The sequence below is a fragment of the Candidatus Thermoplasmatota archaeon genome (assembly GCA_035541015.1).
Classification (GTDB): Archaea; Thermoplasmatota; SW-10-69-26; order JACQPN01; family JAIVGT01; genus DATLFM01.
This window is the reverse complement of the sequence record DATLFM010000041.1, coordinates 1-4,950: the sequence shown is the minus strand read 5'-3', so window position 1 is coordinate 4,950 and position 4,950 is coordinate 1. Positions and strand designations below refer to the sequence as shown.

Annotated in this window: 8 protein-coding genes, 1 tRNA gene and 1 pseudogene; 2 read left to right on the top strand and 8 right to left on the bottom strand. The window is 69.0% G+C overall.

Annotation, left to right across the window (positions count from 1 at the left end; all coding sequences use genetic code 11):
- The 7 genes from rpl22p to VM681_03980 form a co-directional block, all read right to left on the bottom strand.
- Positions 1 to 196, bottom strand: a 196-nt coding sequence (gene rpl22p / locus VM681_04010; protein HVL87161.1) for a 50S ribosomal protein L22, incomplete at its 3' end; no start/stop codon positions are given.
- Positions 197 to 207: 11 nt separating this feature from the next.
- Positions 208 to 663, bottom strand: a complete 456-nt coding sequence (locus VM681_04005; protein HVL87160.1) for a 30S ribosomal protein S19 — start codon at positions 661 to 663, stop codon at positions 208 to 210.
- 6 nt (positions 664 to 669) lie between these two features.
- Positions 670 to 1,368 carry a 50S ribosomal protein L2 gene (locus VM681_04000; protein ID HVL87159.1) on the bottom strand — a complete coding sequence of 233 codons (699 nt, stop codon included), beginning with the start codon at positions 1,366 to 1,368 and terminating at the stop codon, positions 670 to 672.
- Between the two features lie 10 nt (positions 1,369 to 1,378).
- Complete coding sequence (locus VM681_03995; protein HVL87158.1) at positions 1,379 to 1,651, bottom strand: 50S ribosomal protein L23; 273 nt, start codon at positions 1,649 to 1,651, stop codon at positions 1,379 to 1,381.
- Positions 1,648 to 2,415 carry a 50S ribosomal protein L4 gene (gene rpl4p / locus VM681_03990; protein ID HVL87157.1) on the bottom strand — a complete coding sequence of 256 codons (768 nt, stop codon included), beginning with the start codon at positions 2,413 to 2,415 and terminating at the stop codon, positions 1,648 to 1,650. The genes VM681_03995 and rpl4p overlap by 4 nt, the downstream gene beginning before the upstream one ends.
- Positions 2,416 to 2,417: 2 nt before the next feature.
- Positions 2,418 to 3,410, bottom strand: coding sequence for a 50S ribosomal protein L3 (locus VM681_03985; GenBank protein HVL87156.1), 993 nt, complete (start codon positions 3,408 to 3,410; stop codon positions 2,418 to 2,420).
- A 441-nt stretch (positions 3,411 to 3,851) separates the two neighbouring features.
- Positions 3,852 to 4,310, bottom strand: coding sequence for an SRPBCC family protein (locus VM681_03980; GenBank protein HVL87155.1), 459 nt, complete (start codon positions 4,308 to 4,310; stop codon positions 3,852 to 3,854).
- A 120-nt stretch (positions 4,311 to 4,430) separates the two neighbouring features.
- Here VM681_03980 and VM681_03975 point away from each other — a divergent pair.
- Positions 4,431 to 4,504: transfer RNA gene (locus VM681_03975), tRNA-Lys, on the top strand.
- A 202-nt stretch (positions 4,505 to 4,706) separates the two neighbouring features.
- Here the strand turns inward: VM681_03975 and VM681_03970 are convergent.
- Positions 4,707 to 4,817: pseudogene (locus tag VM681_03970) on the bottom strand (MOFRL family protein).
- A gap of 5 nt (positions 4,818 to 4,822) precedes the next feature.
- Here VM681_03970 and VM681_03965 point away from each other — a divergent pair.
- On the top strand, positions 4,823 to 4,950 hold a 128-nt coding region (locus VM681_03965), incomplete at its 3' end, for an MOFRL family protein (protein ID HVL87154.1).

Sequence of the window (4,950 nt, the reverse complement as noted above, 5' to 3'; positions counted from 1 at the left end):
TCACCTGGCGCTTGTGGTAGACAAACGGCACGGCCTGCTTGCCCTCGATCACGGCCGCGAGGTACGCCTTGACCTTCTCGACGTCCTTGCCGCGGATGGCGCGAAGCACGTTCACGGCGTGCTTGGGCTTGATGGGAAGGTCCCGCCCGAGCGCGCGGCTCGTCGTTTCCGCATCCGGCTGCACAGAGTATCGCATCGCCATGGTGCTCACTTCAACGGGATGAACTTCGATCCGCGGGTGGCGCCGACGCCGGGCCCGGTGTGCTTGACGGCCTTTCGCGTGAGGGCGAACTCGCCCAGGTAGTGACCGATCATGTCCGGCTGCACCTCCACGCGCGCGAACTCCTTGCCGTTGTGCACGGCAAGCGTGCGCCCGACGAAGGAGGGCAGGACGGGCATGTCGCGGCAGTGCGTCCGGAGGATCGCCTCGGGAGGGGCCTTGCCCAGGCGCTCGAGCAGGTGCCGCTGGCCGGGCGCAAGGCCTCGGCGAAGGTCGCGCCGCACGCGCGCGGGAAGGATCGAGGCGAGCTCCTCCATCGACAGGGCGCGCAGCTCGTCGAGCGTGTGCCCTCGGTAGAGGAACTCCTTCTTCTTGCCCGTCTCCACCTTGCGGCGGGGGCGGCGAACCGCCTTTGGCGTGAATCCCTTGGGAGCGTCGGCCATGCGTGATTACCTCCCGATGCCCGTGCGACGGGCGGCGATGTGCCCGACCTTGCGGCCCGGCGGCGTTCCTCGCGCGACGGTCGTGGGCTTGCCCTCCTTGCGGTGGGCGTTGCCGCCGCCGTGCGGGTGGTCCACGGGGTTCATCGCGACGCCGCGCACGCGCGGGAAGCGGTGGCCCGTGCTCTTCCACTTGTGGTAGGCCTTTCCGGCCTTGGCGATGGGCTTCTCGCCGCGGCCACCGCCGGCCACGACGCCGATCGTGGCGCGGCAGTCCGCGTGGAACGTCTTGAACGCGCCCGAGGGCAGGCGCACGGTGACGCCGCGCGCGTCGTGGGCCACCACGGTCGCCGTGGTGCCGGGGCCGCGGACGAACTTGCCGCCGCCGCCGGGGTTCTGCTCGAGATTGAAGACGGGCATGCCGTCGGGGATGTCCGCGAGGCGCAGCACGTTGCCCGGGTCGGGCTTGCCGCCAAGGGACAGCTTCTGGCCGACGAAGGCGCCCTCGTGGGCGATGACGAACTGCTGCGCCTGGCCCTGCGCCTGCACGCGGGCAAGGGGGTAGCCGTGGCCCGGATCGTGCAGGATCTCGACGATCGTGGCCTCTCCGGAGACGCCAAGAAGCACCGCCGGTCCCGCGTACCGGTGACCGGGCGCCTCGTGGATGCCGCCCTTTCCGCGCCGTTGAACGTAGATGCGCTTGCCCATGACCCATCCCTCAGAAGATGCCGATCCTCATGCCGACGTCCTCGGCGCTGTAGCCCTCCGCGAAGCGCACGATGGCCTGCTTCTCCCCGCGGTTTGTGATCTGCGTGCGAACGTTTGCGACCTTGACGTCGAAGAGGTGCTCCACGGCCCATTTGATCTTGGGCTTCGTGGCGTCGCGGTGGACGACAAAGACGAGCGTGTTCTCGCCGCCGGCCTCCATCTTCGCCATCGTCTTCTCGGTCACAAACGGGTGGAGAACGATCGCGTACGGATCGAGCGTCATGGCCTTCCCTCCAGGGCGGAAAGCGCTTTCTTCGAGATCACGAGCAGCCGGCCCGCGTCGCCGCCGGGCGCCACGGCCTCCGTGTCCACGCGAAGCGGCGAGACGACGTCGACGCCGGGCAGGTTCTCGGCCGCGCGCGCAACGGGCGCGCCGGGCGAAACGACAAGAAGCAGGCTGCGGGGCACCTTGTAGCGCCGGCCGCGGAGCTTGCCGATGCCGGGGCGCTGCTGCGTGCCCTCGCGCGCGCGGACGAGGTCGGGCGCAAGGCCAAGCTTCTCGAAGGCGGCCAGAAGCTCGCTTGTCTTGTCGATCGCCTCGAAGGCGTCCTCGACGACAAGCGGCAGCGTGACCTTATCCTCGAACTTGTGGCCGCGCGCGGCGACGATCTCCTTTCGCGCGGTCGCCGACAGCGCCGAGGCGAGCGCCCTGCGGGCCTCCTTGCGGTTGATCTTCTCGGTCCAGGCCTTCTCGGCCTTGGGCGGGTGCGCGCGCGGGCCGCCCACGACCGGCGGAACGCCCGCGGCCCGGCGCCCGGCGCGAAGACGCGGAATGCGCGAGACGCCGGAGCCCGGGCCCCACGACTCGGTCGAGTGCTTGCGGCCCGCCTCGGGATCGCTTCCGTAGGGCTGGCGGCGGTTGGCGCGCGCCACGCTGACGGCCTTGCGGATGAGGTCGGGGCGAAGGGGCTGCTCGAACTTCGCCGAGAGGGTCTGCTCGCCCTTGGCCGCGCCGTCGACTCCGTAGACCTTGACCTTGACTGCCATCTTCAGGCCCCCTGCTTGCTTGCGACGCTCACGTACGTGAGCTGGGGTTGCTCGACCTTGATGCCGCGCGTGTAGCGCGTCGCGTCGCGCAGGCGGATGAGCCTTCGCGCCGGACCCGCGACGCTGCCGTGGAGAAGAACGTACGTTCCGCGCACGAGGCCGTACTCGAGGAAGCCGCCGGCGGGGTTGATCTCCTCCGGCTTGTCGCCGACCCTGAGCACGCGCTTGTTGTACTCCGTGCGCTGGTGGTAACCCGTCTGGCCGGGCATGGGAACCGTCGGGCGGACGTAGCCGGGGTTGAACGGCCCAAGCGGCGTGGTGTCGCGGCGGTTCTTGCTGTTCTTGTGGCTCTGGAGCTTGACGCCCCAGCGGACCGGAGAGCCCTGGAAACCGAAGCCCTTCGTGACGGCCGCGATGTCCACCATCGCGCCCACGGCCGTGAACTGGGTCACGTCGACGTCCTTGCCCAAAAGCCCGCGCGCAAAGGCGATGCGCTTTTGCACGTCGCCGCCGCCCACGCGGATCTCCATGACGTCGGGCATCTTCTGGTCCACGCCGGTGACGAGGCGCGGCTGCGTGTACGCGAGCACGCGGACGTCGTCCACCTTGCCGCCGTCCGCGCTCACCGGCTTTGGCTCCTTGGGAACGGGAAGCCGCGCGCCAAGCTCCTTGTCGAGCCCCGTCGCCCACTCCTCGCCGAGCGTCTTCAAGCCGTACGCCGTCTCGCGGTAGAACCGGACCGCCGCGACCTTCATGGGCGGCGTCTCGAGGACCGTCACGGGAACCTGGACTTCCTGCCCGGCGGTGATGCTCTTCGGGCGGTAGTCGATCATGAGCGCGTGCGTCATGCCCGCCTTGTAGCCGGCAAAGCCTTGCAGCTTGGGCTCGGCCGCGGCCGACTCGGGCCACGACGAGAACCGGGCGACGTTGCTCTCCGCTCGGACGCGGGGGGAAAACCCGTGCGAGCCTTTCTTCGGTCGGTGGGTGGCAACCATGAGGTTCCCTCGATGGACGCCGACCAGCAGCCGGGAGCCGCGACGCGCGGCCCACCGCGGGCGAGTAGAACGGGACCTTCCTATTATTCGTCCAGTCCTACCGTGACGCCGCCCCAAGGCCCAGAACGTGGGTCCTCGGTTGTGGGGACTCGCAGGGAGTAGCCCCGAGCGTCTGGTCAAGACGTCGTTGCCTTCCTTGGCGGAAGGTAGCGCCGAGAAGTGCGTTCCCTTATTTAAGCGTTCCCGGGTCGGCGAACGCTACGTCAAATCCTTGGGCCGCCGCTCGAACAGCCGGCGATCCCAGTAGTCCTGAAGCTCCTTCGGAACGACGGGCTTGCTCGTCTTCTTGTGCATCCCGAAACGAGCAAACCCGAGCTTGGTTGAAATACGCTCCGAAAAACGACTCGGTTCGAGTCGAAGTACCCCCACAAGGGACTACTTTCAGGACTTCTCGAGATCGTGCCGCAGATGCGCCATGTGCCCGCGGAAATCGCCCTCCAATTGCCGGCGGAAGGCCCAGCCGAACACTGGCAAGAGCAGTCGGGCCAAACCCGACGGCGCCAGGCGACCCCCGACGCTCACCTCCGAGCCCTCCGCGGTGGGCTCCACCCGCCAAACCGCTCGGTATCCGTATTCGCCTTCGATTGTGACGGTCCGAGCCGCGGGGTCGAGCGTGACGGTCGGGGAAAACGAGCTTCCGCCCCATCGATCCTGCAGCCGCACGACGTTCCCCGCCCGCTCGAGGATGCGCCGAGTGGCGGGCCGCTTGCCGCGGCGCCAACCCGCGCCCCGCAGGAACGCCTCCGCGGAATGGTCGTCGTCCCGGAAATCGGACAGCCAAGCGAAGACCTCGTCCGGCGGCGCGCGCGCCTGCGCCGAGAACGACCACTCCAACGCCATACGAGGGAAACGCGACGCGGGCGGAAAACCTCGACGGCGGGGCGGCTCACGCCGCCGCCGCCCGCAAGGCTAAAGAAGGCGGGGAGGATTCGCGCCGCGCCGGCGCGCCCCGTCGGCGATGGGCTCGTAGCTTAGCCAGGTAGAGTACTCGGCTCTTAACCGAGGTGTCATGGGTTCAAATCCCATCGAGCCCGTGAGGCGGCCGCGCGCTTGCGCCGGCCGACAAACGGCGCCGGGGAGAAGCGACTCGAGCCGCGAGCGAAGCGAGCGGCAAGAGCGAGTCCCCGAGCGCCCGAGCGTTCGGTCGCGCGCTCGCCGCGTGAGCGTGCGGGCCTCGAACGCGAGTACGATTTTTCCGGGACGTATACGTTCGTATACACACGTATACATCCGCCGTCACGGCACGATGAGCACCGTCACGTCGGCCACGTTTGTCCCCGTGAGGCCGGTGACGAGCAGGTCGTCGAGCGCGGCAAAGAACGTGTACGAATCGTTCTCGGCAAGCGCGCGCCATCGTCGACCCGGCGACGCTCCCGCGCGCCCGCGCCGCGGGGCTCGACGCCCGGCGCGCGCTCGCCGAGAACGATTCGTACACGTTCTTTGCCGCGCTCGACGACCTGCTCGTCACCGGCCCCACGGG

Bases quoted from the DNA above. Each gene is read 5' to 3' on its own strand.
- VM681_03985 (HVL87156.1), bottom strand. From the start codon at position 3,410: ATGGTTGCCACCCACCGACCGAAGAAAGGCTCGCACGGGTTTTCCCCC.
- VM681_03980 (HVL87155.1), bottom strand. From the start codon at position 4,310: ATGGCGTTGGAGTGGTCGTTCTCGGCGCAGGCGCGCGCGCCGCCGGAC.
- VM681_04000 (HVL87159.1), bottom strand. From the start codon at position 1,368: ATGGGCAAGCGCATCTACGTTCAACGGCGCGGAAAGGGCGGCATCCAC.
- VM681_03995 (HVL87158.1), bottom strand. From the start codon at position 1,651: ATGACGCTCGATCCGTACGCGATCGTTCTCCACCCGTTTGTGACCGAG.
- VM681_04005 (HVL87160.1), bottom strand. From the start codon at position 663: ATGGCCGACGCTCCCAAGGGATTCACGCCAAAGGCGGTTCGCCGCCCC.
- rpl4p (HVL87157.1), bottom strand. From the start codon at position 2,415: ATGGCAGTCAAGGTCAAGGTCTACGGAGTCGACGGCGCGGCCAAGGGC.